25 protein-coding genes and 1 riboswitch are annotated in these 25,393 nt (G+C 63.2%); of the genes, 21 read left to right on the top strand and 4 right to left on the bottom strand.

The window, feature by feature from the left end:
- Window positions 1-50: 50 nt before the first annotated feature.
- The 18 genes from IMCC21224_RS05130 to IMCC21224_RS05045 all read left to right on the top strand — a co-directional run bounded on the left by IMCC21224_RS05130 (window position 51) and on the right by IMCC21224_RS05045 (window position 17,702).
- Entirely contained in the window at window positions 51-1,415 is a 1,365-nt protein-coding gene (locus IMCC21224_RS05130; protein WP_047994439.1) for a glutamine synthetase family protein, read from the top strand.
- A 144-nt stretch (window positions 1,416-1,559) separates the two neighbouring features.
- Entirely contained in the window at window positions 1,560-2,939 is a 1,380-nt protein-coding gene (locus tag IMCC21224_RS05125) for an aldehyde dehydrogenase family protein (RefSeq protein WP_047994438.1), read from the top strand.
- Window positions 2,940-2,943: 4 nt separating this feature from the next.
- Window positions 2,944-4,089 carry an iron-containing alcohol dehydrogenase gene (locus IMCC21224_RS05120; RefSeq protein ID WP_047994437.1) on the top strand — a complete coding sequence of 382 codons (1,146 nt, stop codon included), beginning with the start codon at window positions 2,944-2,946 and terminating at the stop codon, window positions 4,087-4,089.
- A 113-nt stretch (window positions 4,090-4,202) separates the two neighbouring features.
- Window positions 4,203-5,216: a BMP family protein gene (locus tag IMCC21224_RS05115; protein ID WP_047994436.1), complete on the top strand. Its 1,014-nt coding sequence runs from the start codon at window positions 4,203-4,205 to the stop codon at window positions 5,214-5,216.
- 1 nt (window position 5,217) lies between these two features.
- Entirely contained in the window at window positions 5,218-6,765 is a 1,548-nt protein-coding gene (locus IMCC21224_RS05110; protein WP_047994435.1) for an ABC transporter ATP-binding protein, read from the top strand.
- Window positions 6,755-7,804 carry an ABC transporter permease gene (locus IMCC21224_RS05105; RefSeq protein ID WP_047994434.1) on the top strand — a complete coding sequence of 350 codons (1,050 nt, stop codon included), beginning with the start codon at window positions 6,755-6,757 and terminating at the stop codon, window positions 7,802-7,804. The genes IMCC21224_RS05110 and IMCC21224_RS05105 overlap by 11 nt, the downstream gene beginning before the upstream one ends.
- A 4-nt stretch (window positions 7,805-7,808) precedes the next feature.
- Entirely contained in the window at window positions 7,809-8,753 is a 945-nt protein-coding gene (locus IMCC21224_RS05100; RefSeq protein ID WP_047994433.1) for an ABC transporter permease, read from the top strand.
- On the top strand, window positions 8,753-10,045 hold the full coding sequence (locus IMCC21224_RS05095; protein ID WP_047994432.1) for an amidohydrolase family protein: 1,293 nt from the start codon (window positions 8,753-8,755) through the stop codon (window positions 10,043-10,045). Before IMCC21224_RS05100 ends, IMCC21224_RS05095 begins: the two co-directional genes overlap by 1 nt.
- A 40-nt stretch (window positions 10,046-10,085) precedes the next feature.
- Window positions 10,086-10,176: riboswitch (TPP riboswitch) on the top strand.
- Window positions 10,177-10,213: 37 nt separating this feature from the next.
- Window positions 10,214-11,065, top strand: coding sequence for a bifunctional hydroxymethylpyrimidine kinase/phosphomethylpyrimidine kinase (gene thiD, locus IMCC21224_RS05090; RefSeq protein WP_082135295.1), 852 nt, complete (start codon window positions 10,214-10,216; stop codon window positions 11,063-11,065).
- A complete protein-coding gene (locus IMCC21224_RS05085; RefSeq protein WP_047994431.1) occupies window positions 11,062-12,039 on the top strand; it encodes an FAD-dependent oxidoreductase in 978 nt (325 codons plus the stop codon). Before thiD ends, IMCC21224_RS05085 begins: the two co-directional genes overlap by 4 nt.
- Entirely contained in the window at window positions 12,036-12,233 is a 198-nt protein-coding gene (thiS, locus tag IMCC21224_RS05080; protein ID WP_047994430.1) for a sulfur carrier protein ThiS, read from the top strand. Before IMCC21224_RS05085 ends, thiS begins: the two co-directional genes overlap by 4 nt.
- Window positions 12,234-12,236: 3 nt before the next feature.
- Window positions 12,237-13,010 carry a thiazole synthase gene (locus IMCC21224_RS05075; protein WP_047994429.1) on the top strand — a complete coding sequence of 258 codons (774 nt, stop codon included), beginning with the start codon at window positions 12,237-12,239 and terminating at the stop codon, window positions 13,008-13,010.
- Window positions 13,007-13,612 (top strand): thiamine phosphate synthase, encoded by a 606-nt coding sequence (locus tag IMCC21224_RS05070; RefSeq protein WP_047994428.1) that lies wholly within the window; start codon window positions 13,007-13,009, stop codon window positions 13,610-13,612. Before IMCC21224_RS05075 ends, IMCC21224_RS05070 begins: the two co-directional genes overlap by 4 nt.
- On the top strand, window positions 13,609-14,607 hold the full coding sequence (locus IMCC21224_RS05065) for a HesA/MoeB/ThiF family protein (protein WP_156178129.1): 999 nt from the start codon (window positions 13,609-13,611) through the stop codon (window positions 14,605-14,607). Before IMCC21224_RS05070 ends, IMCC21224_RS05065 begins: the two co-directional genes overlap by 4 nt.
- On the top strand, window positions 14,604-15,539 hold the full coding sequence (locus tag IMCC21224_RS05060) for an ABC transporter substrate-binding protein (RefSeq protein ID WP_047994426.1): 936 nt from the start codon (window positions 14,604-14,606) through the stop codon (window positions 15,537-15,539). The genes IMCC21224_RS05065 and IMCC21224_RS05060 overlap by 4 nt, the downstream gene beginning before the upstream one ends.
- Window positions 15,536-16,234 (top strand): thiaminase II, encoded by a 699-nt coding sequence (tenA, locus tag IMCC21224_RS05055; RefSeq protein WP_047994425.1) that lies wholly within the window; start codon window positions 15,536-15,538, stop codon window positions 16,232-16,234. Before IMCC21224_RS05060 ends, tenA begins: the two co-directional genes overlap by 4 nt.
- Complete coding sequence (locus IMCC21224_RS05050; RefSeq protein ID WP_047994424.1) at window positions 16,231-16,965, top strand: ABC transporter ATP-binding protein; 735 nt, start codon at window positions 16,231-16,233, stop codon at window positions 16,963-16,965. Before tenA ends, IMCC21224_RS05050 begins: the two co-directional genes overlap by 4 nt.
- Window positions 16,962-17,702 (top strand): ABC transporter permease, encoded by a 741-nt coding sequence (locus tag IMCC21224_RS05045; protein ID WP_047994423.1) that lies wholly within the window; start codon window positions 16,962-16,964, stop codon window positions 17,700-17,702. The genes IMCC21224_RS05050 and IMCC21224_RS05045 overlap by 4 nt, the downstream gene beginning before the upstream one ends.
- A gap of 84 nt (window positions 17,703-17,786) precedes the next feature.
- Here the strand turns inward: IMCC21224_RS05045 and IMCC21224_RS28440 are convergent, their stop codons facing one another.
- From IMCC21224_RS28440 to IMCC21224_RS05025, 4 genes are all read right to left on the bottom strand, one after another.
- A complete protein-coding gene (locus IMCC21224_RS28440; RefSeq protein WP_231582019.1) occupies window positions 17,787-18,572 on the bottom strand; it encodes a VPLPA-CTERM sorting domain-containing protein in 786 nt (261 codons plus the stop codon).
- A gap of 442 nt (window positions 18,573-19,014) precedes the next feature.
- Entirely contained in the window at window positions 19,015-20,553 is a 1,539-nt protein-coding gene (locus IMCC21224_RS05035; protein WP_047994421.1) for a tripartite tricarboxylate transporter permease, read from the bottom strand.
- Between the two features lie 12 nt (window positions 20,554-20,565).
- Window positions 20,566-20,997 carry a tripartite tricarboxylate transporter TctB family protein gene (locus tag IMCC21224_RS05030; protein WP_047994420.1) on the bottom strand — a complete coding sequence of 144 codons (432 nt, stop codon included), beginning with the start codon at window positions 20,995-20,997 and terminating at the stop codon, window positions 20,566-20,568.
- Window positions 20,998-21,118: 121 nt separating this feature from the next.
- Window positions 21,119-22,108 (bottom strand): tripartite tricarboxylate transporter substrate binding protein, encoded by a 990-nt coding sequence (locus IMCC21224_RS05025; protein ID WP_047994419.1) that lies wholly within the window; start codon window positions 22,106-22,108, stop codon window positions 21,119-21,121.
- A gap of 199 nt (window positions 22,109-22,307) precedes the next feature.
- On the opposite strand from IMCC21224_RS05025, the gene IMCC21224_RS05020 reads away from it, so the two are divergent.
- From IMCC21224_RS05020 to IMCC21224_RS05010, 3 genes are read left to right on the top strand one after another with little or no spacing between them, the layout of a single operon-like run.
- A complete protein-coding gene (locus IMCC21224_RS05020; protein ID WP_047994418.1) occupies window positions 22,308-22,979 on the top strand; it encodes a response regulator transcription factor in 672 nt (223 codons plus the stop codon).
- Entirely contained in the window at window positions 22,966-24,360 is a 1,395-nt protein-coding gene (locus IMCC21224_RS05015) for a sensor histidine kinase (protein WP_231582018.1), read from the top strand. Before IMCC21224_RS05020 ends, IMCC21224_RS05015 begins: the two co-directional genes overlap by 14 nt.
- Window positions 24,360-25,391 carry an ABC transporter substrate-binding protein gene (locus tag IMCC21224_RS05010; RefSeq protein ID WP_047994416.1) on the top strand — a complete coding sequence of 344 codons (1,032 nt, stop codon included), beginning with the start codon at window positions 24,360-24,362 and terminating at the stop codon, window positions 25,389-25,391. Before IMCC21224_RS05015 ends, IMCC21224_RS05010 begins: the two co-directional genes overlap by 1 nt.
- Window positions 25,392-25,393 lie beyond the last annotated feature (2 nt).

The following is a 25,393-nucleotide window of genomic DNA, read 5'->3' as shown; positions in this document are numbered from 1 at the left end:
CATCCGATGCAGGGTGCCCCCTTCCTGATTGATAAGAAAAGAAGATACCTATGCCCGGCACCCTGAGCTTTGACGATCTGAAATCCCGTGTCGCAGATGGCACCATCGACACCGTGCTGGTCTGCATGGTCGATATGCAGGGTCGCCTGATGGGCAAACGATTCCACGCCGCCAATTTCATCGACCATTCTTATGCGGAAACCCATTGCTGCAACTACCTGCTGGCCACCGACCTTGAGATGGCCACACCCGAAGGCTACGCAACCACCAGTTGGAGCGCTGGCTATGGCGACTATGTGCTGCGTCCCGATCTCAGCACGCTGCGTCCGGTGCCGTGGCTCGACGGTACGGCGATGGTGCTGTGCGATATCCTTGACCACCACACCTATGAGCCGGTGCCGCAATCGCCGCGCGCGATTCTCAAGGCGCAGATTGCCCGGCTCGACGCGCTGGGATTCACGGCGCAGATGGCGACCGAACTGGAGTTTTTCCTTTTTGAGAAGACGCATGAGGAATTGCGCGCGGACAAGTATCGCACCCTCAAACCGCTGAGCGACTACAATGAGGATTACCACATCTTCCAGACCACCAAGGAAGAGGGGATCATGCGCCCGGTGCGCAATCACCTCTATGCCGCAGGCATCCCGGTCGAGAATACCAAGGGCGAGGCCGAGGCCGGCCAGGAAGAGTTGAACATCCGCTACTCCCCGGCACTAGACTGTGCTGACCACCACACCATCGCCAAACATGCGGTCAAGGAAATCGCCTGGGCCCATGGCCACGCCGCTACATTCCTGCCGAAATGGGCGCCCGACAAGGTGGGATCGTCCTCCCACGTTCACCAGTCGCTGTGGAAGGACGGCAAGCCTGCGTTCTACGACGCCTCGGACAAGCTGGGCATGTCAAAACTCATGCGCCATTATATGGCCGGTCTGATTGCCTATGCGCCGGACTACACTTGGTTCCTCGCGCCTTATGTGAACAGCTACAAACGCTTTGCCAAAGGCACCTTTGCCCCGACCAAAGCAGTCTGGTCGATTGACAACCGCACCGCTGGTTTCCGCCTCTGCGGCGATGGCACCAAAGGGGTGCGGGTCGAATGCCGGATTGGCGGATCGGACCTCAACCCCTACCTCGCACAAGCCGCCATGCTGGCCGCCGGGATCAAAGGCATCGAGGACAAGATGGAACTGGCGCCCGCCACCACAGGCGACGTTTACGAGGACCAGAAAGCCCGCGATATTCCCCAAACCCTGCGCGCCGCGACCGAAACCCTGCGCGGTTCGGCCATGCTGCGCGCGGCAATGGGCGATGCAGTGATCGACCATTACACCCGCGCCGCCGAATGGGAGCAGGAAGAGTTTGACCGCGCCATCACCGATTGGGAAATTGCGCGCGGCTTTGAAAAAGCCTAAGCGCGCGGAAACTGTGCTGCGGAACACATCTGCTGACGGAACGCCGCCACGGACACGCCCCTCGGGCCGTCCGGGCGGTTGATCCGAAAACTGAACCACCACGCCCCTTCCCGTCTTTGGGACCGGATACAACGGAATACTTCTATGACCCAGACCATCACCTGCATCTCACCCATCGACGGAGCGGCCTATGCCACCCGTCCCACCCTATCCGGGGACGCCGCCCGCGCCGCCGTCGCCCGTGCCCGCGACGCACAGCGCGCCTGGGCCGCACGCCCGCTGACTGAGCGTATCGCGCTGGTCATGGACGGTGTCGCCCGCGTCGGCGCGATGAACGACGAGATCGTGACCGAACTTGCCTGGCAAATGGGTCGGCCCGTCCGCTATGGCGGCGAATTCGGCGGCTTCAACGAACGCGCGACGTATATGGCGCATATCGCCGAAAGCGCGCTTGCCCCGATCGAGATCGAGGACAGCGGCGCTTTTTCCCGCCGGATCAAGCGCGTGCCGCATGGGGTCGTGCTGGTCATAGCGCCGTGGAACTATCCCTACATGACAGCGATCAACACCGTCGCACCTGCGCTGATCGCGGGCAATGCGGTGATGCTGAAACATGCCAGCCAGACGCCGCTGGTCGGTGAACGTCTGGCCGCTGCCTTTCATGCCGCCGGTGTGCCGGCGGATGTGTTCCAGAACGTCTTTCTTGACCACGCCACCACGTCCGACCTGATCGCCACCCGCGCCTTTGGCTTTGTGAACTTCACCGGTTCGGTCGGCGGCGGCAAGGCGATGGAGGCTGCTGCCTCGGGCACCTTTACCCCGCTGGGGCTGGAGTTGGGCGGCAAAGATCCGGGCTATGTCATGGAAGACGCCAATCTGGACGCAGCCGTCGATACACTGATCGACGGCGCGATGTTCAACTCGGGTCAGTGCTGCTGCGGGATCGAACGGATCTATGTCGCGGAAAGCCTGTTCGACGCGTTTGTCGACAAGGCCGTTGCTATCGTGTCGGGCTACAAGCTGGGCAATCCGCTGGACGCGGAAACCACCATTGGACCGATGGCGCAGGCGCGCTTTGCTGATCTCGTGCGCAGCCAGACCGCCGAGGCCGTCGCGGCCGGCGCCGTGGCCCGAATTGACCCGGCACTGTTCCCGCAAGACAATGGCGCCTACCTCATGCCGCAGATCCTGACAGGTGTGGATCATTCCATGCGGGTGATGCGCGAAGAAAGCTTTGGTCCCGTGGTCGGCATCATGCCGGTCAAGGACGACGCCGAGGCAATCCGCCTGATGAACGACAGTGACTATGGCCTGACCGCTTCGCTCTGGACCGCTGATCCTGCCCGTGCCGAGGCTATCGCGGACCAGATTGAAACCGGCACCGTGTTCATGAACCGCGCCGATTACCTTGACCCCGCATTGTGCTGGACCGGTTGCAAGGACACCGGGCGCGGCGGCGGATTGTCGAGCATCGGCTACCATAACCTGACCCGTCCGAAATCTTACCATTTCAAGAAAGCCTGAGCGCATGTCCCCCACCGCCAACTGGTCCTACCCCACCGCGATCCGCTTTGGCGCCGGTCGCATTTCCGAGATTGCCGAAGCCTGCGCTGCGGCCGGCATCACCAAACCGCTGCTGGTCACCGACCGTGGCCTGGCCCCGCTGCCGATCACCGCAGCAACGCTGGATCTGATCGAGGCCGCCGGGCTGGGCCGCGCCATGTTCTCGGACGTGGACCCCAACCCGACCGAGGTGAACGCCGCTGCGGGCGTCGCCGCGTATCAATCCGGCGGGCATGACGGCGTGATCGCCTTTGGCGGCGGCTCGGGCCTGGATCTGGGCAAGGTCGTCGCCTTTATGGCTGGACAGAAACGCCCGCTGTGGGATTTTGAGGATATCGGCGACTGGTGGACCCGCGCCGACGCATCGGCCATCGCCCCCATCGTCGCGGTGCCGACCACCGCCGGCACAGGTTCAGAAGTGGGCCGCGCCAGCGTCATCACCAATTCTCTGACCCACGAGAAAAAGATCATCTTCCATCCGCTGATCCTGCCCAAAGTGGTGATTTGTGACCCGGAACTGACCGTTGGCATGCCGCCCGCCATCACTGCAGGCACTGGCATGGACGCCTTCGCCCACTGCCTCGAAGCGTTCTGTTCGCCGCATTACCACCCGATGAGTCAAGGTATCGCGCTGGAAGGGATGAAGCTGGTCCGCGACAACCTGCTGACCGCTTATACTGATGGTGGCAATATCGAGGCCCGCGCGCATATGATGTCCGCCGCCGCCATGGGTGCCACAGCGTTCCAAAAGGGGCTGGGCGCAATCCATGCCCTGTCTCACCCCATCGGCGCGGTGTTTCATACCCACCACGGCACGACCAACGCAGTGGTTATGCAGCCTGTCCTGCGCATGAACCGCCCCGCAATCGAGGGTCGGCTGGCCATGGCTGCCGCCTACCTTGGCATCTCTGGCGGGTTTGACGGGTTCTACGCCTATGTGGGTGAGCTGAACGCAGCACTGAACATCCCCGCAAACCTGACCGCCATGGGCATCACCAACCCGGATATCGACGCGCTTGTCACTTCGGCACTGGCCGATCCCAGCTGTGGCGGCAACCCGATCGAGCTTACGCGCGAGAACACGACGCAACTGCTGCGCGACTGCTTCTGAGCAACGCTCAAATAATGCGCGGTGCTTTGGATACAGGCACCGCGCCCGAAACCAGACGTTGACAGCGCGACAGTTTGATCAAACGATCAAAAAACCAACAAGGGGGATACGACATGACAAGACAAACTTCTGCGCTCACGCGTCGGCGTCTGCTGGGCACATCTGCCGCACTGGGGCTGGCCAGCCTGCTGCCGGTCCGCGCCATGGCACAGGACACAATCAAGGTCGCCGGCATCTACACCGTACCGGTCGAACAGCAATGGGTCAGCCGCATCCACGTCGCCGCCACGGTCGCACAGGACCGGGGTGACATCGCCTATGTCTATTCCGAAAACACCTCGAACACCGACTACCCGCGCGTGATGCGTGAATATGCCGAACAGGGCTATCAGCTGATCGTCGGCGAAGTCTTTGGCGCCGAACAAGAGGCGCGCGAAGTCGCTGCCGATTATCCGGATGTGGCGTTCCTCATGGGCTCCAGCTTCAAAGAGGACCCGGCCCTGCCGAACTTTGCGGTCTTTGACAACTACATTCAGGACGCGGCCTATCTGTCGGGCATCATCGCTGGTGCCATGACGGAAAGCGGCAATATTGGTATGGTCGGCGGCTTTCCGATCCCCGAGGTGAACCGCCTGATGAACGCCTTTATGGCCGGTGCGGTGGAAAGCAAGCCGGGTATCAGCTTTCAGGTCAGCTTTATCGGCAGCTGGTTCGATCCGCCCAAAGCCAAGGAAACCGCGTTCGCCATGCTCGAAGGCGGCGCGGACCTGCTGTACGCCGAACGCTTTGGCGTATCGGATGCGGCGCAGGAGCGCGGCGTGCTGGCCATTGGCAATGTCATCGACACCCAGTCCGATTACCCCGACACGGTTGTCGCGTCGGCGATCTGGCACTTTGAACCGACGCTGGATGCCGCGATTGCCGCCATCAAGGCGGGCAGCTTTGCAGCCGCTGACTACGGCATCTATTCCTTCATGAAGGAAGGCGGCTGTTCTCTGGCCCCGCTCGGCACGTTCGACGGCAAAGTGCCCGAGGCGGCGCTGACGCTGGTCGCGGAACGCACGGCAGCGATCAAGGACGGCAGCTTGGTTGTTGAGATCAACGACGAAGAGCCAAAGTCGTCCTGATATGCCGTCGGGGGCACACGAGGCGCAGGTCGTCCTGCGTCTTGACGGCATTACCAAGCGTTTCGGTGCGCTGACAGCCAATGATGCGATCAGCTTTGCCCTGAATCAGGGTGAAGTGATCGCGCTGTTGGGCGAAAATGGTGCTGGCAAGACCACGCTGATGAATATTCTCTTTGGCCAGTACACGGCGGATGAAGGTTCGGTCGAGGTATTTGGCACGCCCCTGCCCCCGGGTAATCCGCGTGCCGCGCTGGCCGCCGGTGTCGGCATGGTGCATCAGCAATTTACGCTGGCCGAAAACCTGACGGTACTGGACAATATCCTGCTTGGCACGCGGCCGCTGTGGCATCTGGGGCTGGGCTTGGGCACCGCCCGCCAAAAGGTGGCCGACCTGTCACGTGACTATGGTCTTGCCGTTGATCCACAGGCGCGGGTTGCGGATCTGACCGTCGGCGAACGCCAGCGGGTCGAGATCCTCAAGGCGCTCTACCGCGACGCACGTATCCTCATTCTGGACGAACCAACCGCCGTACTGACCCCGCAGGAAACCGACGCGCTCTTCGCCACAATGCGCAAGGCGGTGGCGCTGGGGCTGTCGGTGATCTTTATCTCGCACAAGCTGCACGAGGTCAGCGCCATGTCCGACCGCGTCATCGTCCTGCGGCAGGGCAAGGTCGTAGCCGAGGCACAGACCGCCGATCTGGACCGCGCACAGATGGCCGCGCTGATGGTCGGAACCGAGGTGGCCGCCCCCGCCGTGCGCCCCTGCGAACCGGGGTCCGCGTTGATGCGACTTGATACCGTGACAACGCCGGATCATGGCAGCGCGCCGGGGCTAAAATCTGTCAGCCTTGATCTGCGGGCCGGGCAGATCATCGGGCTGGCCGGGGTGTCGGGCAATGGCCAGCAGGCGCTGGCCGATCTGCTGGGCGGGCTGATCACCCCGACGGCGGGTCAGTTGCTGTTGGGGGGCGCTGCCGTGGCCGGATGGTCACCGCGTACTGCGGTGCGGGCGGGTCTGGCGCGCATTCCCGAAGACCGGCACAAGACCGGCACCATCGCCGACATGGACCTGACGGAAAACGCGCTGCTCGAACTGTATGATCAGCCGCCCTACAGCCGTCTGGGCTGGATGAACCGGGGGGCCGCGCGGGAATTCACCCGGCGCATCATCGACACCTATGACGTGCGCTGTCCAGGGCCAGAGACGCGCATCCGCCTGCTGTCTGGCGGCAACATGCAGAAATTGATTCTGGGCCGCGTTCTGGAAACCGCGCCCCGGGTTGTCTTGGCCAACCAGCCGGTGCGCGGGCTGGATATCGGGGCGCTGACCTATGTGCACGAACAACTGCTGGCCGCACGGGACCGCGGCGCCGCCGTGGTGCTGATTTCCGAGGATCTGGACGAGATCATGGCCCTGTCCGATGTGATCCACGTCATCTCTCAGGGGCGGCTGTCGCCGGGGTTTGCACGCGGCTCAAAAACACCCGCTGAACTGGGCGTCTGGATGGCGGGTCACGGATTTGAAGGGCAGACGGATGCGGCTTGAACCGATTGCAGAACCCGGTCTGGGCCGCACACTGGGCCTGCCGCTGCTGGCACTGGCAGGCACCATCGTGATTGCGTCCTTGCTGGCGCTGCTGGCGGGCGGCGCACCTTTTTCGGTACTGGGTCTGATCATCAAGGGCGCGGTGGGGTCAAAATTCGCAGCCCTTGAAACACTGAATCGCGCCACGCCGCTGATCTTTACCGGTCTCGCGGTTGCTGTCGCCTTTCGCGCCAAATTGTGGAACATCGGGGCCGAGGCGCAGCTATATGTTGGTGCCGTTGTCACGGTTGTGCTGGGCACCGGGGCGCTGGCGTGGCCTGCCGCCACTCTGTTGCCCACGCTGGCGCTGGCCGCAATTGCCGCAGGCGCGGTGATGCTGCTGGTGCCCACATTCCTCAAGACCCGACTGGGCGTGGACGAGGTGGTGACCACCCTGCTGTTGAACTTTGTGATCCTGCTGTGGGTGTCCTACCTGCTCGAAGGGCCGCTCAAGGATCCGATGGGTATGGGTTGGCCAAAATCCGCGCGCCTGATCACCGAGGCACGCCTGCCCCGCCTGATCGACGGCCTGCGGCTGCACTGGGGCTTTGGACTGGCGCTGCTGTCTGCCGCGCTGGTCTGGGTGATCCAGACCCGCACCACCCTGGGATTCGAGATGCGCGCCACCGGCCTCAACCGCGAGGCCGCGCGCTTTGCCGGTATCCCGGTGACACGCGTGCTGATCAAGACGGCGGCGCTGTCGGGTGGCCTGGCAGCGCTGGCCGGGTTTTCCGAGGTGGCGGGCCTCAAGGGGTCTCTCACCCTCGATCTTTCGCCCGGCTTTGGCTATACCGGCATCATCGTCGCCATGCTGGCGCTGCTCCACCCGCTGGGGGTCGTCGTGGCGGCGCTGTTCGTGGCAGGCATCTTTGTAGGGGCGGATAGCATGAGCCGCGCGGCCGGCGTACCGACCTATATCGCCGATATCATGCTGGCCACCGCACTGCTGCTGATGGTGCTGGCAATCATGCTCACCCGGTTTCGGATCAGGCGGGATTAGGCGTATGGAAATCCTCGATATCCTCCTTTCTGCCAGCTTTTGGGCCGCCGCAATCCGCATCGCCAGCCCACTGATCTTTGCCGCACTGGGCGAGTTGATCTGCGAACGCGCCGGGGTTCTGAACCTCGGGATCGAGGGGATCATGGTGGTCGGTGCCTTTGCCGGCTGGATGAGCGTCTATGCCGGCCTTGGCCTTTGGGGAGGCGTGCTGGTCGCGATGTTGTCCGGCATGGCGTTCGGGCTGTTGCATGGGGTGCTGACGGTGCCGTTTGGCCTGTCGCAGCATGTCGTCGGGCTGGGCATCACCCTGCTGGCCACGTCGCTGACCTATTACGTCTACCGCGTGGCCCTGCCAGAAGTGACCTCTCCTCCCAAGATCGCGGCCTTTCAACCGTTCGAGATCCCGATCCTGTCCGATATCCCGCTGGTCGGCACCGCGCTGTTCAGTCAAACTCCGCTGACCTATCTGGCCTTTGCACTGGTGCCGCTGGTGGCGCTGGTGCTGACGCGCACACCACTGGGGCTCGCGATCAGAGCGGCGGGCGAAAACCCGTCCGCCGTGGCGGCGCAAGGCCTGTCCGTCAGCGGGTTGCGCATCGGCGCCGTTGTTGTCGGCAGCGGGTTGATGGCCGTGGGCGGCGCATTCCTGACCATGTCGGCGTTCAATTCATTCTTCTTTGAAATGGTGAACGGTCGCGGCTGGATCTGCATCGCTCTGGTGGTCTTTGGCTCGTGGAAGCCGGGCAAGACGTTGCTGGGCGCGATCCTGTTTGCCGCGTTTGACGCCCTGCAAATCCGGGTGCAGCAGACGTCACTGGGCGCCGATGTGCCGTATCAGATCTTCTTGATGGCGCCCTATCTTCTGTCCATTCTCGCACTGGTGGTGATGGCGCGGCGCGCGCAGGTGCCCGCCGCCCTCATGGTGCCGTTCAACAAGGGATCCCGCTGATGTTCGATTTGATTGTCAAAGGTGGCACCCTGCCCGATGGCACCGTCGCCGATATTGGCATCCGGGGCGACCGCATCGCCGCAATAGGCCAGATTGAGGCCGAGGCAGGGCAAGTCATCGACGCCACCGGCGATCTCGTCTCACCGCCGTTTGTCGATCCGCACTTCCATATGGATGCGACGCTGTCCTACGGCACGCCGCGCATCAACGCCTCTGGCACCCTGCTCGAAGGGATTGGGCTTTGGGGTGAACTGAAGCAGGTGATGACGTTTGAACAGGTCCGCGACCGGGCGCTGGAATATTGCGACTGGGCGGCGTCGCTGGGTCTGCTGGCGATCCGCAGCCATGTGGATACCTGCGACGATAGCCTGCTAGGGGTCGAGGCGCTGCTGGACGTGCGCAAACAGGTCGCGCCCTATATTGATCTGCAACTGGTGGCGTTTCCGCAGGACGGTCTCTACCGCGACCCGACCGCACTGGCCAATACCTTGCGCGCGCTGGATATGGGCGTTGATGTGGTCGGCGGCATCCCGCATTTTGAACGCTCGATGGAGGATGGCCGGGCCTCGGTCACCGCCCTGTGCGAGATCGCGGCCGAGCGTGGATTGATGGTCGATCTGCATTGCGATGAAACCGATGACCCGCTGTCCCGGCATATCGAAACGCTGACGTTTGAAACCCAGCGACTGGGATTGCAGGGGCGTGTGGCCGGATCGCACCTGACTTCGATGCATTCGATGGACAATTACTATGTCTCGAAACTGCTGCCCCTGATGGCCGAGGCGCAGGTGGCCGCGATCCCGAATCCGCTGATCAACATCGTGCTTCAAGGACGCCACGACACCTATCCCAAACGTCGCGGCCTGACGCGGGTCAAGGAAATGCAGGCTTTGGGCATCGCCGTAGGCTGGGGTCAGGATTGTGTGCTGGATCCGTGGTATTCGCTGGGCACGGGCGACATGCTGGATGTGGCCTTTATGGGGTTACACGTGGCGCAGATGACCAGCCCGGCTGAAATGCGCCGTTGCTTTGACATGGTGACAAATGTGAATGCGTCGATCATGGGGCTGGCCGATTACGGGCTGCGCGTCGGTGCGCAGGCATCGCTTGTGGTGCTGGACGCCGGCAACCCGATTGAGGCGTTGCGCCTGCGCCCTGATCGGTTGTGTGTTGTGGCCAAAGGCAAGGTGATCGCCCAGCGCCAGCGCAACGACACGGTTCTGTCCCTGCCGGAGCGCCCCGGGTCCGTGCGGCGCAGGCATCCGGCACATTCGGGCGGCACAGCGGGCTAAGCACCCCCATTGCATCCCCAGCGAATCTATCCTAGCGTCACGCGATCCGTCGGGGTGCCTCTTGGGGCTGAGAATAACCCGTCGAACCTGATCCGGGCAATACCGGCGTAGGGAACGGGTATCTGGGCGATCCATTCGCCCGACGCACGTCTTTTCGCCCAACGTCCCATGACCGAAGCGAACGACATGATGCCGACGATACCTGACTTTGACACGCCCCCCATCACTCTGACGATTGCCGGGTCCGACAGTGGCGGCGGTGCCGGCATACAGGCGGATCTCAAGACGTTTTCGGCTCTCGGCGTTTACGGCGCGTCCGTCATCACAGCCGTAACGGCGCAGAACACCCGCGCGGTGACAGCAGTGCATGAGATCCCTGCCGCTGTGGTCGCCGCACAGATCCGCGCTGTTCTCGACGATCTTGAGGTGCGCGCAATCAAGATCGGCATGTTGTTTTCGCCCGCAATCATCGACGCGGTGGCGCAGGCCCTGCAGGACACCGACATACCCCTTGTCCTTGACCCGGTGATGATCGCCAAATCCGGCGACGCATTGCTGCAAGAGGACGCGATGGCAGCAATGATCGAGCAACTATTCCCGCGCGCCACGCTCATCACGCCGAACCTGCCCGAAGCGGCGCGACTGGTCCCGCACCTGGCCGACGCGGCGCCCCGAACGCAGGCCGAGGCGTTGCTGGCGCTTGGCCCGCGCAACGTCCTGCTCAAGGGTGGGCACGGGGCCGGGACGATCTGCACCGATCTACTTCTGGGGCCGGATGGGGCGACAGAACTGCAAGCGGAGCGGCAAAAGACGCGCAACACTCACGGCACCGGCTGTACCTATTCTGCGGCCATCGCGTCCGGGCTGGCTCAGGGTCTGGACCTGACGACAGCCGTGCGCCGCGCCCACGATTATTTACAGGCCGCGATCACCGCCGCCGACCAGTTGCGCATCGGCTCGGGTCATGGCCCGGTGCATCATTTCCATGCGCTCTGGCCAACAAAGGCAGTCGAAGCATGATCGGGGTCACCGTTCTTGGTGGCGGCGTGGCCGGGCTTTGTGCCGCGCGCGCTCTGACCGACCGGGGGGCGCACGTGCATCTGATCGACCGTGCGGCGGCCCCCGGTCCGCATGCGTGCTCTTGGTGGGCCGGGGGTATGCTGGCACCATTTTGCGAAGGCGAAAGCGCCGAGGAACCTGTTGTCCGGCTGGGCCAAGAGGCTGCGGGCTGGTGGCACACACATACAGGGCTTGTCACCCGCAACGGATCGCTGGTGCTGTCGCTGGCGCGGGACCGGGCGGATCTGCGGCGCTTTGCGCGCCGAACCGACGGCCATCGTGCGGTGACAGCAACCGAAATTGCGGCATTTGAGCCCGATCTGGGGGAACGATTCCCAGCGGGTCTGTTCTTTGAGTCCGAGGCGCATCTGACCCCGCGTCTGGCGCTGATTGCCCTGCGTGACGGGTTGGAACGCGACGGCGTCACCTTTGAACAGCGCGAGGCGACCCCCGCTGATCTGCCCGGACTGGTGGTCGACTGCCGGGGCTACAGCGCCCGCGACGACCTGCCCGACCTGCGCGGCGTCAAGGGCGAAATGCTGGTGCTGCGCTGCCCGGAGGTCACTTTGCACCGCCCGGTGCGACTGCTGCATCCGCGCATCCCGCTGTATATTGTGCCACGTGGCGACGGCATATTCATGCTGGGTGCGACGATGATCGAAAGTTCTGAACGTGGCGGCGTCACCGCCCGCGCCATGCTCGAACTGCTGTCGTCGGCTTATGCGCTGGCCCCCGCCTTTGCCGAGGCCGAGGTGATCGAGATCGGCGTTGATATCCGCCCGGCCTATCCCGACAACATGCCGCGCGTCGCCCGCACGAACAATCTGATCCGGCTAAACGGGCTGTACCGTCACGGCTTCCTGCTGGCGCCCGCCATGGCGCGGCAGGTGGCCGAGGCCGTGTTCGACCAACAGACTGAGGAGGCTCTGCCATGAATATTACCCTGAACGGTGAGTCCCGCGTGATCGCCGCCACCACCCTGACCGACGCCCTGACCGAAGCCGGGTACGGCGATGCCGTAGTGGCCACAGCCGTCAACGGCAATTTCGTGCCGCAAGGGCTGCGCGCCGGGCTCACCCTGTCCAATGGTGACGCAATCGAAGTCCTCGCGCCGATGCAGGGGGGCTGAGCGATGCGCAACTTTTACGGCACCGCGCTCGACAACCCGCTAATGTTGGGCACGGCGCAATACCCCTCGCCCGCCATTCTGGCCGAGGCGTTCCGCCGCTCGGGCGCGGCCGTGGCCACCGTGTCGCTGCGCCGCGAAAGCGGACAGGACCGCGCGGGGCAGGATTTCTGGGCGTTGATCCGCGATCTGGGCGTGCATGTGCTGCCCAACACCGCCGGCTGCCACAGTGTCAAAGAGGCGGTAACCACGGCCCATATGGCGCGCGAAGTCTTTGGTACCAAATGGATCAAGCTTGAGGTCATCGGCGAAGAGGACACCCTGCAACCCGATGTGTTTGGTCTGGTCGAAGCAGCGCGAATCCTGACCGAAGACGGCTTTCAGGTCTTTCCTTACACGACCGAGGATCTGGTCGTCGCGGACCGGTTGCTGCATGCGGGCTGCGAAGTGCTGATGCCCTGGGGGGCTCCGATCGGGTCGGGGCTGGGGCTGAACAACCTCTTTGGTCTGCGGGCGATGCGGGCGCATTTCCCGGATGTACCGCTGGTGATTGATGCCGGGCTGGGCCTGCCGTCACAGGCAACGCAGGCGATGGAACTGGGCTATGACGCGGTGCTGCTGAACACTGCTGTCGCCAAGGCTGGTGATCCCGCCGCGATGGCCGAGGCTTTTGCCCTTGCCTTGCGGGCGGGCAGACTGGCCTGCGACGCTGACCCGATGGAGCCGCGCGATATGGCCGCCCCATCGACCCCGGTGTTGGGAAAGGCATTCCTGTCATGACGCTGGACCGATTTTATCCGATTTTCGACTCTGCCGACTGGCTTGCGCGGCTGCTGCCGCTGGGCATCCGCCTCGTTCAACTGCGGGCCAAGGATCTGGCCCCCGATGCGCTGCGGGCAGAAGTGCGCCGGTCGCGGGCGCTGTGTGCCGCACATGGGGCAGTGCTGGTAATCAACGATCACTGGCAGGTCGCCATCGACGAGGGGTGCGACTTCGTGCATCTGGGTCAGGAGGATCTGGACGACGCCGATCTGGACGCGATCCGCCGCGCCGATTTGCGGCTGGGCATCAGCACCCACGACCGGGCCGAACTGGAACGCGCATTGGCGCTGAACCCCGATTATATCGCGCTGGGGCCGGTTTACCCGACGATCCTCAAACAGATGAAATGGCATCAACAGGGGCTGGAACGCGTCACCGAATGGAAGGCGCTGGTAGGTGAGATCCCTCTGGTCGCCATCGGAGGAATGAACATTGCACGCGTCGGCGGGGCGTTTGATGCCGGGGCGGACATCGTAGCCGCCGTGACCGATATCACCCTGAACCCAGATCCCGAAGCGCGGGTGCGTGAGTGGCTGGCCGCGACGAGGGCGGCGACATGAATCGCTATACCCGCCAACAGATCCTGCCCGACGTGGGCGTTGATGGACAGGCGCGGCTGACGGCGGCGCATCTGCTGGTTGTGGGGGCTGGTGGGCTGGGATGTCCGGCGTTGATGTATCTTGCCGGGGCCGGAGTCGGGCGGATCACGATTGTTGACCCAGACGTCGTGTCGCGCAGCAATTTGCACCGGCAGGTTCTGTACACGGAGGGGGACGTGGACCACCCCAAGGCTGACAGGGCCGCAACACATCTGAGCGCCCGCAACAGCGACATCGCGATTGTGCCGATCTGCGCGTCGCTGACCCCCGCAACTGTGGGCGGGTTTCTGGACGGAGTTGATGCCGTGCTCGATTGCGCCGACAGTTTCGCCGTTAGCTATGTGCTGTCTGATGCCTGTCACGCGCGGGAACTGCCGCTATTCTCGGCCTCTGCACTGGGGTTCGCGGGCTATGCGGGCGGATTCTGCGGCGGTGCACCATCACTTCGGGCGGTGTTCCCCGACCTGCCCGCCCAGGCGGCAAGCTGCGACACCGCCGGTGTGATGGGGCCGCTGGTCGGAACGCTGGGCGCGATGCAGGCGCAGATGGCGCTGTCGTATCTTCTGGCATTGAAACCCGCGCCACTGGGGCAAATGCTGACTTTGGATCTGCGAACGTTTCGCAGTGCCGGGTTCCGTTTTGACGGCGCACCGGAACCCGAACGCATATTGTCTTTTGTCGCCCCGGACAGCGTCACATCCGACGATTTCGCGGTTGAACTGCGCGGTGAGGACGAGGCCCCCCTGCCCTTTGTCCCACACGCCGCGCGCCACGTTGCGACAGACTTTGGCCCCGGTGGACCCTTGCCAAAACCTGACCAAAGAACCGTTTTGTGCTGCCGGTCGGGCCTGCGCGCCTGGACTGCGGCGCGACTGCTTCAGGCCCGCTGGCCGGGCGAAATATCCCTTATCTCCATGGGCGACGCGCCCGCACTGACTGTGAAAGGTTCCGAATGAAACTGATCCCGATTGTTGCCGCCCTGATGATCGCCTCACCAGCGCTGGCGCAGGACAAGATGACCCTGATGCTCGATTGGTTCGTGAACCCCGACCACGGGCCGGTCATTCTGGCACAGGAACTGGGCTATTTTGCCGAACAGGATCTGGAGGTCGAGATTATCGCCCCCGCTGATCCGTCGGACCCGCCCAAGATGGTGGCGGCAGGCCAGGCCGATTTGGCGATTTCCTACCAGCCGCAACTGCACTTGCAAATCCACGAAGGGTTGCCGCTGATCCGTGTGGGGACGTTGGTCGCCACGCCGCTGAACTGCTTGTTGGCGCTGGCGGATGGGCCGATCAAATCCCCCGCCGATCTGCGGGACCGCAAGGTCGGCTTCTCGGTCGGTGGTGTCGAAGAGGCGGTGCTGTCGGCGATCCTGAACAAATATGACATGACCCTGAGCGACATCGAACTAGTCAATGTGAACTGGTCGCTGTCACCCGCACTTATGTCGGGCCAGGTCGACGCGGTGATCGGCGCCTACCGCAATTTCGAACTCAATCAGATGGATATCGAGGGCGTGCCCGGCAAATGTTTCTTTGTCGAGGAAGAGGGCCTGCCCGCCTATGACGAACTGATCTACGTCGCCAACCCCGACACTATGGACACAGACATGGTAGCGCGGTTCCTTGCGGCAACCGAAAAGGCGACGCAATACATGGTCAATCACCCGGATGAGAGCTGGGAAGTTTTCGCAGCAACCGCCACCGAATTGCAGGATGAGCTGAACAAGCGCGCCTGGGCCGACACCTTGCCGCGCTTTGCGCTGCGCCCCACGGCGATGGATTATGGCCGCTATGCCGCGTTCGAGGCGTTCCTGGCCGAGACCGGAATGGTGCCCTCGGTAAACCCGGTCGATCGGATCACTATGGACATTACCAAGCCATGAGCTCTGGGACCAACGCCGATTACGGTCGCGCCTTTGCCGCGCTGCGCCACGGCGCAGGCACGGCCTGGCCCGCCTATACCGACCACAGCTTTGTACGCGGGTTGGGCGACGGCACCCTGCCGCGCGCGGCGTTCCTGCACTATCTGATACAGGACTACGTGTTCCTCGTGCATTTTGCCCGCGCCTGGGCACTGGGGGTGGTCAAGGCCGAAACCCTGGATGAAATGCGCACCTGCGCCGGGACGGTTAACGCGCTGGTCAACCACGAAATGGGGCTGCACGTGCAGGTCTGTGCCGCCGAGGGGATCAGCGAAGACCAATTGTTCCACGCCACCGAAGAGGTCGAGAACCTCGCCTATACCCGCTACGTCATGGACGCGGGACTGTCGGGCGATTTTATCGAACTGATGGCGGCGATGGCACCGTGTGTGATGGGATACGGAGAGATCGGGTTGGCGTTGGCTGGCTCAGACGGGCCGTACAAGGGCTGGATCGACACCTACGCGGTCACCGAATATCAGCAGGTCTGCCGTGACGTCGGCGCGATGCTGGACGCCGCCTGCATCCGCCGGATAGGCGCCGGGTTCGAGGACACGCCGCGATGGTCCGCAGTGCAGGCGCGTTTCACCCGAGCCACGGCATTGGAGGTCGGATTCTGGGACATGGGTATGCGCGGGGGTGCGACCAGCCAATGACATCAGCACCGGGGATCACGCTGCACGGCACCTGCACAATGGCAGGACTGCCGCTATTCGGTCCGCTGACGCTTGAGGTTCCGGGCGCACAATGGACATGCCTTCTGGGTCGCTCGGGTGTCGGGAAATCCACGGTGCTGCGGCTGATCCTTGACCTGCCGACCGGCGCGGAGTTTGCCGGAGCGATTGCGTCCTCGGATGGTTCAGCACTCGCCGGGCGGGTCAGCTACATGGCGCAGACGGATTTGCTGCTGCCCTGGCTTGATGTGCTGGGCAATGTGGTGCTGGGCGCGCGGCTGCGCGGTGCGGTGCCCGATCTCGACCGCGCCAACGCGCTGCTCGATCAGGTCGGACTGGCCGCGCACCGGCACAAACGACCCGGTGCATTGTCGGGCGGGATGCGGCAGCGGGCTGCGTTGGCCCGCACCCTGATGGAGGACACGCCGGTTGTCTTGCTGGATGAGCCGTTTTCAGCGCTGGACGCCAGCACGCGGGCGGATATGCAGGATCTGGCGGCGGATGTACTGACCGGGCGCACCGTGCTGATGGTGACGCATGATCCGACCGAGGCGGCGCGCCTGGGGCACAGAATTGTGGTCATGTCCCCCTCTGAGGCGACGGTTTGGCCGGTGCCCGACACAGCGCCCGTGCGCAAACACGACGCCCCCGACACGCTGGCCTGTCAGGCCGCATTGCTGGATCATCTGCGCGACAGGAGTCCCGTGATATGAGGCGCTGGGATCTGCTGGCGGCGCTGCTGCTGGGACTCGGTCTATGGCAGGCGCTGGTCTGGCTGACCGGGGCGCCGCATTTTATTCTACCCTCGCCGCTGCGGGTGGCGCAGGCGGGATGGGCGTCACGAGTGCTGATCGCCGAAAACGCATTGATAACAGCGACCGAGGTGATCGCGGGACTTATCATTGGCGCAGGCCTTGGCGTGATGAGCGCGGTGTGGCTGTCGCTGTCAGCCACCGTGCGACGATTGGTGATGCCACTGCTGGTGTTCACGCAGGCGGTGCCGGTCTTTGCCCTCGCTCCGGTGCTGACGCTGTGGTTCGGCTATGGCATCGGATCCAAGATCGTGATGGCGGTGCTGATCATCTATTTTCCCGTCACCTCGGCGTTTCTGGACGGGCTGATGCGGACGCCTGCGGGCTATCTGGATTTGGCATCAACCATGCGCGCAACCCGGACGCAGGTGCTGCGGCGGATACAAATCCCGTCAGCCCTGCCCGCACTCGGGTCGGGCCTGCGGCTCGCCGCGGTCTATGCCCCCATCGGCGCAGTGATCGGAGAATGGGTGGGCGCATCCAAAGGGTTGGGATATCTGATGCTGCTGGCCAATGGCCGCGCCAAGATCGACCTGATGTTCGCCAGCCTGATCGTGCTGGCTCTTTTGACAGTGATCCTGCACTGGGCCGTGGGATTTCTGGCCCGGCGGCTGGATCGGTATGCAGGCGAAACCTAATCTGGCGCGGCCAAGACCAATGAAAAAAGCGCACCGCCATTGTCAGCGAACGTCATCGCTTCGACGCTGACAATAAAATGAGTATCAGGCCGGATTGCGTCGACGCCGCATCAAGCCCAACGCACCCAACCCAGCAATCAGCAACGGCAGACCCGCCGGAAGTGGAACCGCGGCAAGCGACGTCCCCTGAAATGTCACGTTCGGCGTCACATTGCTGAACGCCGCCGCGTCCTCGCTGCCTGGCAAACCAAGCTGGAATGCCCCCATACCCATCCGGCCAACAGACAACGCCGCCGTATCCGTCCCCGGTGCCAAAACCCAATCTGCAAAGAAATAGTCAGTCTCGTGGTTGGTACCAACCTGTGCGTCGGCTAAAGTGGCATCCTCTCCTACCGCGCTATCAGTGAGTTGCCCGGCCATGTTCCAATTGGTGCCGCCATTGTTGTTCTCTACGCTGATCGTGTAGATAAACCGCTCTGGCACAACCAGGTCGAGAAGAATGTCGACAAAAGATCTGCGCGTGTTGCCACTCGCTTGTCCGGTCAGAAAGTGGGTTGTTGTTTGCGACGCAATCAGCGATCCCAATGCCGGGAAAGCGCCGCTCAGATCGACATTAAAGAACTCGACCACAATGTCAGCGTTGTAATCTGTGCCATAATTGGACGTATCCCAAGTCAGCTGTGATAGCCGCGCAGGGCCGCCATCCAGACTGATATCGTCGCCCAGCGTCGTCGCTGTACCAGCGCAAGTCGGGCAGTAGCCACCGACCACATTTGCAGGTGCTTGGTACAATGTTGCCGCCGACCCCGACGCCGCAGTCAGAGCCAGAAATGCAGCGGCCGCTAGCGTGGATTTTCCGAATTTTGACACAAAATTTCCCTCCAAAATAAAATATTAAATCTAAAAATGATTCTCCCACGTGGCAGCAGGAACCAAAAACTGCGCTGTGTCAACAAATAGAATCTGTCCGGAAAGATGGCGCTGCGGTTATTTATATGCCAAATCTAGGTGTTGCGGGGCGCTGGAGTTGCGATTGGTATGAGCCATATCTACGGGCGGGATTCCGATACCCCATAAAAATGCGACAATGATAAATTGCGCCATTATTCGATTTTCAGGTCGACTGCACGCAGACGACAACGCCAAGTGCCGATCAGATTAGCGCTTTGCCATTGTGCAGTGGCCCTGAATGTATTGCGGGGCGTGTGACCTTCAAACCGGTCGCGACACGTAAGTTTGGGGATAGAGATCGCATGTCAAATGGCGCAACGATTTCTCGCTGCGCCATTGTGAGGTGCATGAATGATCCGGCTCAGTCGCGCGTTGACCCTTCGGCATCTGCTTTGCGGGTCATGCCAGCCTTGACGATCTTGCCAAAGAACAGCGGCAGGATGAAGCCGACGATGGCCAACGTCCACAGGCCCAACGCCAACGGCGAATCGACCAGCGTCCACCAGTTGCCGTTGTCGATGGTCACGGCGCGGCGCAGATTGTTCTCCATCGCGTTGCCCAGCAGCGTGCCAAGGATGATCGGCACCAGCGGCACGTCGAACTTGCGCAGGACCCAGCCCATCACGCCAAACCCGATCATCACCTGCAGATCAAAGCTGGATCCCGAAATGCCGTAGATCCCGACAAAGCTGACCATCGCGACAATCGGCATCAGGATGCGCGGCGGCACCAGCAGCACGCGGGTAAAAATGCCCACCATCGGGATATTCATCGCCAGCAGCATGAAGTTGGCGATGAACAGCGCCGCAATCAGGCCCCAGACCACATCCGGGTTCTGCGTGAACAGCAGCGGCCCCGGCGTGATGTTCAGCGACAGCAGTACCGCCAGCAGCACCGCCGTGGTCCCCGACCCCGGCACACCCAACGCCAGCATCGGCACCAGCGCGCCACCGGCGGCGGCGTTGTTGCCCGCCTCGGGGGCTGCCACACCGCGCGGATCGCCCTTGCCAAAGGTGCCGTCCTTGTCGACCAGCTTTTTCTCCATCGAATAGCTGATGAACGACCCCAGCGATGCCCCTGCCCCCGGCAAAACCCCGGCCAGAAAGCCCAGACACGACGTGCGCAGCATGGTCGGCATGCAGTATTTCAGCAGCGACCATGACGGTGTGATGCGCCCGATCTCGATCTTCTTGCCCTCGGCATCGGCGCTGCCGTGGCGGTGTTCGAGGAAAATGAACACCTCGGACAGCGCGAACAGACCGACGATGGCGACAAGGAAGTCGATGCCATCATAAAGATGCACCTCGCCAAAGGTGAACCGTGGCACGCCGGTCTGGGTATCAACGCCGATGGTGGCGAGCCCGATGCCCAGTGCGGCGGCAAAGGCCGATTTCGCCTGATTGGTCGAACTAACGCCGCCCAGCGTGGCAAAGGCCAGCGTGAACAGCGCGAAATACTCCGCCGGACCAAACAGCAGCGCGATCTTGACCAGCTGCGGCGCCAGCAGTATCAGACCCCAGGTGGCTAAAAACGCGCCGATAAAGGATGCGACACCCGACAGCGATAACGCCTCACCGGCGCGACCTTGTTGCGCCATAGGATAGCCGTCGAGACAGGTCATCATCGCGGGTTCATCCCCCGGAATGTTCAGCAGGATCGACGAGATTCGCCCGCCATACATCGCGCCGTAATAGACGCTGGTCAAAAGGATCAGCGCAGGTGTTGCATCCAGACCCAGAGAAAACGCCAGCGGGATCAGGATCGCGACGCCGTTCGACGGGCCGAGCCCCGGCAAAGCGCCCATGATCGTGCCCAGAAAGCAGCCAAGCGCCGCCAGCAGGAGGTTTTGCCAGGTCATCGCGATCGCGAAGCCATCGGCAAGTGAGGAAAGAGTTTCCATGTAAATCGCTCCTTAAAATCCGAGCGGGCCGCGCGCGAGGCTCAGTCCAAGGATCAGGTGAAACACGATGTAGATCCCGACCGAGGTCGAAATCCCCACCACCAGCGACCACAGCGGCGCAGTGCCCAGACGCCAGGTCAGATAGGCGGCGGCGACAGCGGTGGCGATGACAAAGCCGATTTCGGGCAGCAGCGTGGCATAGAGCACCATCACCAGCACCGCAAACAGGATTTCCAGCAGTCGCGGCAGGCCGGGCCACATCGGTTCGGGATCGGGGCGCAGGATGATAGCCAGCGATGAACACGCCAGAACGGCGGCAATAATCAGCGGAAACGCCTTGGGACCAACCGCATCCGAAAGAAAGCTTTCTTCGATGTAGAGGGCGGCAAAGGCATAGCCAAGGGCCAGCAAGAGGCCGATGGCTCCGAAAATACGGTCGCTCATGGGAACTCCTTTCAAGAAGGGGTATGCGGGGATGGTGGCAACGCCAGCCTTGCGGCGCGGCCAAATGGGATAGACCGGCGCCTCACTGCGCGCCGGCCCGGGTCAGCATCGGCTTGATGGCTTACTTGATGATGCCGATCTCGCGTGAGATGCCTTCGATCTGCGCGACAGAGCCTGCAACAAACTCTTCGAATGCGGCACCCTGAAGGTCGAGCGGCGCCATGCCGTTGGCGGCCATCGTCGCTTTCCAGCTGTCCGAGGCATAGAGTTCGCCGATCTTGGCGACCCAGACGTCATATGCTTCGTCCGACATGCCGCCAGGGGCATAAAAACCACGCCAGTTGGCACCGATGGCATCTACGCCTTGCTCTTTCGCGGTCGGGAACTTGTCGAATTCGCCTGCCAGACGTTCGGGCGACAGGACCGCCAGCACCTTGATATCGCCACTGTCGACAAAGCCCTTGGCTTCGGAAAGGTCGCCGGTGAAGGCCTGAACCGAACCAGCCAAAAGCTGGGTCACCGCCTCACCGCCACCATCAAAGGCGATGTATTTCACGGTGCGCACATCGTCGATACCATAGGCATTTGCGGCGATTAGCACCTTGAGGTGATCCCAGCCGCCAACCGCCGACCCACCCGCAACCGAAATCGAGGTCGGGTCATTCTTCATCGCGTCCAGCAGATCGGTCAGCGACTCCATCGCGCTGTCAGCCGCCACGGCGATCACGCCATAATCCGCACCAACCGACGCGACCCAACGGACCTGATCCATGGTGTTGCCGGGATATGCGCCCTGCGCCAGACGGGTGGCCGTGGCGCTTGATGCGGCGACGATCAGATCATTGTTGTCGTTCTGCTTGTTGACGACTTCGGCATAGGCCACGCCTCCGCCGCCACCGGCAAGGTTGACAACCTGCATCGTACCGTCCAGCAGCCCAAGATCCTGCAACGACTTGCCGACCTGACGGCAGGTGAAATCCCAGCCGCCGCCGGGGTTGGCCGGTGCGATGCATTCCGGATTTTCGGGTGTGAACATCTGCGCCTGCGCGCCCAGCGCTGACAGTCCCAGAAACGCTGCGGCCATCAGGCCACGTGTGGGTGTAAAAGTCATGGGTCTCTCCTCCTATGATCCATGGGTCCGGGGCTGGCCCGGAATCCTGTCCGACGTGCATCCTCCGGGGGCATCCCGGCCCCCCGATGCGCGAAGGCTGTCCCGTCATAGGGCGTGAACCTGTCACCAACCTGTCAGAGGTTGAGGGTTTTCACATTTTGCCCCAAGACTGGGCGAACGACGAAAGGATGCCCAAACCATGCGCCTGTTGCTGGTCGAGGATACGCGCGATCTGGCCGATGCCATCGCGGTGCGGCTGGACCGCGCCGGGATCGCCTGTGACGTGGCCGACACGCTGGACGCGGCGCGGGGGTTTCTGGATGTACAGGGCTATGACGTGATCGTACTCGACATCAACCTGCCCGACGGGCTGGGCACCACGCTGTTGAACGAACGCCGGGCACAGGGGGACCGAACGCCGGTGCTGATGCTGACGGCACAGTTTTCGGTCGATGACCGGGTGTCGGCGCTGAACCTTGGGGCGGATGACTATCTGGTGAAACCGTTTGATCAGCGCGAGCTTGAGGCCCGCATCCATGCCCTGCACCGCCGCGAGCAAGGCCCGCTGAGCGAAGAGATCGCCGTTGGCACCCTGACCTACAACGCTGCGGCCAAATCGCTGCACCGCGACGGCGCGCCGGTGCCGCTGACCCGGCGCGAGTTTGCGCTGTTCGACATGCTGGTGCGCAACCGTGGCCGGATCATGAACAAGGAGCGGCTGTTCGAGGGGCTGTTTTCGTTCGACGAGGCAGACGTCGGCCTGAATGCGATCGAGCTGTATATCGCGCGGCTGCGCAAGAAACTGTCCGGCACGGGGATCGGCATCGAAACCCAGCGCGGGCTGGGCTACCGGCTGAATGCGGATGATTAGGCGGGTTCGCGCGTTGCGGCGGCTGTCGCTGACATCGCGGGTGACGCTGGCCTTTGCCGCTCTGCTTATACTGAGCGGGATATTTGTGTCGCTGGCGGCCTTTGCCTATGGTCGGCAGGCCGCACGCGAGGCCTATGATCGGCTGCTGGTCGGCGCAGCGCGCGACATCGCCGCGTCGGTTACGGTGCAGGACGGGCGCGCAGTGGTGGATCTGCCGGTGTCGGCATTCGAATTGCTGGCGCTGGCGCCCGATGATCGCATCGCCTACCGCGTGATCGGCCCCAATGGCGATACGCTGACCGGCTTTGACGACGTGTCACCACCATCTGCAACTCGCGGCGCGACGCTGGTGTATTATGACGCGCCCTTTCTGGGCGAAACCGCGCGCTATGCCGCCCTGACGCGCCGCTTTGCCGAACGGTCGCTGTCGGGCACGGTACAGGTCATCGTCGGCCAGACCGTCCGCGCCCGCGAGGCTCTGGCGCTGGACCTCACACGCAAGGCGCTGCTGGCGCTGGGGCTGTTCGGCGCGGTGTTGCTGGCGCTGGCATGGCTGGTGCTGCGGCAAGCGTTGAAGCCGCTGGACCGCATCGGCGCGACCCTGACCACGCGCGACCCCTATGACCTGACCCCGATGGACCCGGACGCCCCGCGCGAAGCCGCTGTGATGATCGAGGCGCTGAACGGCTTCATGGCGCGGCTGGATCGGCAGATGGGGGCAATGCGTTCACTGATCTCGGACACCGCGCATCAGTTGCGCACGCCGGTCGCGGCGCTGCGCGCGCAGGCTGACCTTGCCGCGGATGAGCCGGACGAGGACCGCCGCCGCGCGCTGGTCGAACGGATCCACCGCAGGTCGGTGGCGCTGGGCCGGCTGTTGGATCAGATGCTAAGCCGCGCGCTGGTGATCCACCGCATCGATTCCGTGCGCCGTGAACAGGTCGATCTGCGCGATGTTGCGCTCGTAGTGTTCGAGGCCGGGGATCACACGTTGCTGGCACCAGGGGCCGAGGTGCGGCTGGATATCGGCGCCGACCCGGTGACAGTGCTGGGCGATCCGCTGTCGCTGGCTGAAGCTGCGCGCAACCTGCTGGGCAATGCGCTGAAACACGGGCAAGCACCGGTGCGGATCGGCGCGTCGCAAGAGGCCGGGCACGGCCTGCTCTGGGTCAAGGATGCGGGCCCCGGCCCCGCAGAGGACATGCACGCGCAAGGATTTGACCGCTTTGCCCGGACAGCCGCATCCAAGGGCGACAGCGCCGGGCTGGGCCTGTCAATTGCCGCCGCCGTGGCCGAGGCGTTTGACGGGCGTCTGGAACTGGCACCGGGGCCGGACGGATTTCGCGCTGCGCTGATCCTGCCCTTGCAGGAGGTACACTGATGCGATGGGTACTATTGTGGCTCTCTCTGGCCCTGCCCGCGCAGGGACAAGAGGCTGTCGCCCGCTTTGGACCCGCCACCGCCACAACCGAGATACTGGTACGCTCCACCACCGATATCACGGTGTTTGGCCCGGTGATGGACGCCTTTCTGGCAACCGTGCCCGGGCTGGCTGTCCGCTATGAGCAATGGGGATCGAACAACCTCTATGACCTCAGTCTGGCTGATTGCGGCAACGGCCAGACACCCGCCGATGCCGTCATCAGCTCGGGTGTGCAACAGATGGTTGCGCTGGTGAACGCATCCTGCGCCGCGCCCTACCGATCCGCCGGGACGCAGGCGCTGTCCCCGGCCCTGCGCTGGCGGGACGAGCTATGGGGCATCACGCGCGAACCCGCCGTGATGGTCTACAACCGCGCCCAGGTGCCCCCCGCAGAGGTGCCGCGCACACGGTTCGACCTGCTCGATCTGCTGCGGCCCGAAAATTCGCGCTATGGTGGCAGGGTCGCGACCTATGACATCGAAACGTCGGGGCTGGGCTATCTCTTTGCCTTCATGGATTCGCGCGAGGCGACAACCTTTGGTGCTTTGCTGGAATCTCTGGGACGCAGCGGTGCCGTGGCGACCTGTTGTTCTGCCGAGATCATCGGAGGCGTGGCCGAAGGGCGCTATCTGCTGGCCTACAATGTGCTGGGCTCTTACGCGCTGGCCATTGCGCAGGATGACGACCGGATCGGCATCGCCGTGCCGCAGGATTATACGCTGGTGCTGTCGCGGGCGCTGATGATCCCGCGCGGTGCGCAACATCCGGCGGCCGCTCAGGCGTTGCTGGAGTATGTGCTGTCGCCCGGCGGTCAGGCCGCGCTGACCCGCGCCCTGCTGATCGCACCGCTGCTGGATGGCGGCGAAGAAGCGATGAACGAAACCGCGTTGCGGCCCATCGGCCTGACGCCGTCGCTGCTGGTCGCGATGGACCGGCAAAAGCGCGAGGGGTTTATCCGACGCTGGCGCGAAACATTTCCAGGGCCATAGGG

Source organism: Puniceibacterium sp. IMCC21224 (genome assembly GCF_001038505.1).
Lineage (GTDB): Bacteria > Pseudomonadota > Alphaproteobacteria > Rhodobacterales > Rhodobacteraceae > Puniceibacterium.
Note: the sequence above shows the minus strand (reverse complement) of the source record. Positions and strands in the feature narration are given on the sequence as shown.